1 protein-coding gene and 2 pseudogenes are annotated in these 2895 nt (G+C 44.1%); all 3 read right to left on the bottom strand.

Features of this window, described 5'->3' with window-relative positions; translation table 11 throughout:
• A pseudogene (locus tag SMIDD28_RS12120) lies at nt 1-1794 on the bottom strand (hypothetical protein); the annotation flags it as partial.
• Between the two features lie 4 nt (nt 1795-1798).
• On the bottom strand, nt 1799-2149 hold the full coding sequence (locus SMIDD28_RS04385) for a DUF6711 family protein (RefSeq protein WP_061424988.1): 351 nt from the start codon (nt 2147-2149) through the stop codon (nt 1799-1801).
• An 8-nt stretch (nt 2150-2157) separates the two neighbouring features.
• Nucleotides 2158-2895, bottom strand: a pseudogene (locus tag SMIDD28_RS12125) (hypothetical protein); the annotation flags it as partial.

Consider the following 2895-nt stretch of genomic DNA (forward strand, 5'->3'; position numbering starts at 1 on the left):
AAAAATAAAAGTTGGATTTTGGTTCCAACTTCCGTCATATCTTGCATTTTGCCCATCTGCAACCGTCTTGTAGAGTGGCGCTAGTTCAATCCGTCTTGTCTGATTGTCAATCGTCACAGACTGCTCTACATTCTGATACCAGTCGCCTGAGAAGATCAGATGATAAGCGCCATAGTAGACTGCCAAGACCTGCTCCTCTTTCTGGGTCAGGTCTTTGTCAATCGCTGGCATAACCGAATTAGCAGGCGCCAAATGAACGTGTCCACCATAAAACGGTGTCTTATTGACCACAACAGTCACATCTGTCTTACCGTAAGGTGTGCAGGTTGCTGACCAGCTGATGACGTACTGCTTACCTAGTTCAAAGCCCTCTCCATTGTGACCAACCTCTACAAAATCCGTTCCATAACTGATTTTCTTAGCCGTGCCACCATTGAGACGGTTCTTATTGTACTGAGTATTTCCGTCACCACCAATCAAACTAGCGTTGACCCTTGCAGTCTCACTGACCTGTTCCAGTTTCTTACTCAGTTCAGCGATAGAGTCCGCACCGCTCATCAGTTCCTCACGGATACGCTTCACGAACTCAGGACGCTCTTTCTCCATTTCCTCATGGATTTTAGCGCCAAATTCTTCGGCCTTAGCCTTGTACTGCTCAATAGCGTCCGTAATAGCTTTCTCACGCTTGGCAAACTCAGCTTCGAAGGCTGCGTCTGCTGCTTCTATCTGCGCTTGGATTTTGGCTTCAATGCCATCTTGTTGCTTTATCTGCTTAGTAATCGTACCCTCGTAAGAATACTGGGTATCGTTTCCAGCCTTACTATCTGCACTGATACGACCTCTCAGACCACCTTTGAAAGTAAAGCTCTGGCTTAACACAGGAACTTTAAAGGTTTCTTTTTTATTGGTCTGAATGGTTACCCACTGCCCAACCTCAAGCAGTAAATGCCCTTGGTAGTTGATGTTATACGGGTAGTAAGTCAGGTTTTTCAGCTTGTAATACAGGTCATCTAAAGCGCTCTGGGTCATGAAGACATTGTCCAGTTCCAAAGACCGACCTGTCTTCATACCGACTGTCAGAGACTTCTTATCTGTCTTACAAGTGATACCAGCTATCTGATACTCAATCTCGCTCTTGGTTAAACCATGCAGAAAGTAACTATCTGCGTTGATCGTGATATTTGACTCAGTTAAATCACGGATTTCCATCTTCCCTTCTCGATTGAAGAAACAAGACATCCCAATCATCTGAGTCATAGCACTCAACATGTCCCTAAAGGAAAGTTTCTTGCCCTCAGGAACTTGTTCGACATGGTAACGCATAGCGCTGATTCCGAAATAGTCATTCGCTAACTCAATGCCAGTTTTCAGGCAGATTTCCTGAATAACCTCTCGTACTTCAGCTGGGAAATGCAAGTCCGTCACATACTCACGATTGAGCTTAAACATACCGTCCATTAGCTCCAGCGTGGTTGTGTTTCGGTTTCGGTCAATCTCAATATCATTGATGAAGTATTCCCCCATTTTGACCCACTGGTAGGTAGTCCCAACCAGTAGACCAATCTCAGGGTGTAGGATATCCAGCTTATTGAACGTGGTAATGATGCTGGTAAAGGTAATTTTACCGCTACCAGCACAGGTTCCACCGGGCTTGTATGTATCGCCTTTGATATAGCCATACTCAAAGCTAGCCTCTTTGATATCCCGTGAAGCATAATTACCAACACGGATAGCCAGCGTCCTATCTTTGGCAAACATGGCTCTGTCAAATTGTCTTCTGGTTAAAGCATCCATTTTATTACCTCTCTACCAGATTAAATTTAGCACCAGACCAAGGTTTGAACTTCTCAGTGAAGGTATAGCTTGGAGCTGTCCTATCACCAACGTAGAAAGTCCCAGTCGTCTGACCTTTAACAGGGTCAGGGTATGAAACCTCAAAAAAGACTGCTGACACGGCATTTAAAAGCTGACTCATTTCTTCTTGAGTCAGCATGCCCCATTCACAGTCTAACTTGCGCTTAGTCGTAATACGGTCACGCACCATATCCCCATTAGCATTACGCCCTGTTTCTCCATCGATATCTTGAATGCCGACCTGAAAAGATTTGGGAGGCTTCACAGCCACCCCATTGATTGTCAATTGTGCCATTTAACCTCCTAAATCTTGAGCAAGGTTTGACCTGCTCGTTCGTGTTCCTTGTTGATTTCTTGGATGGCCACCCGTCCGAACTCGTGACCTGCGATTTGGATAACGATGTCGCCAGCCGGTAATGAATAGCCTGTAGGTACATTGTTAGCAGGCATTCTTTCGGCCAGTTTTTGAGCCAAGATAGAAATCCAGCCTGTATTCCGTTCAAGAGGCATTACTGCTTCTTGACCAGCTTCTCCAACCCCGATAATGCTAGGTGAGTTGAATACACCACCTCGTGCATACCAATCTACAGAGAATGATGGAATTCTAGGAGGCATCAAGCTAAAGCTACCAGATATATTAAAGTGAGGGAGTTTGATTTTTGGCAAACTCCAATCAAAGTTAAAGAAGCTTTTTAGTTTATCGATACCACTTTTAACAATATTTTTAGCGTTCTCCATTGCATCATCAAACAGATTCTTGAACCAGTTTGGAATTTCTTTCAAGGCATCTTGCATATCTTTCCACCTATCACCAAACCAAGAACCGATTTTTTGGAAAGGATTCTGAGTTTTCTCTTTTGCACTCTCAAATTTCTCTCCAAACCATGTATCAGCTTCTTTTACTCCATCTTTGATATCATTCCAACGGTCACCGAACCAAGAGCCAACTTTTTCAAAAGCTGAGTTCACTTTATCCCTACCAGATTGGAATTTATCGCCAAGCCAAGTGTTTGCTTCGGCAAGCGCGTCTTTAGATTCGTT

The sequence above is a fragment of the Streptococcus mitis genome (assembly GCF_001579045.1).
Taxonomy (GTDB): Bacteria; Bacillota; Bacilli; order Lactobacillales; family Streptococcaceae; genus Streptococcus; species Streptococcus mitis_D.

Coding starts and splice junctions, on each gene's coding strand:
- SMIDD28_RS04385 (WP_061424988.1), bottom strand. CDS start 2,149: ATGGCACAATTGACAATCAATGGGGTGGCTGTGAAGCCTCCCAAATCT.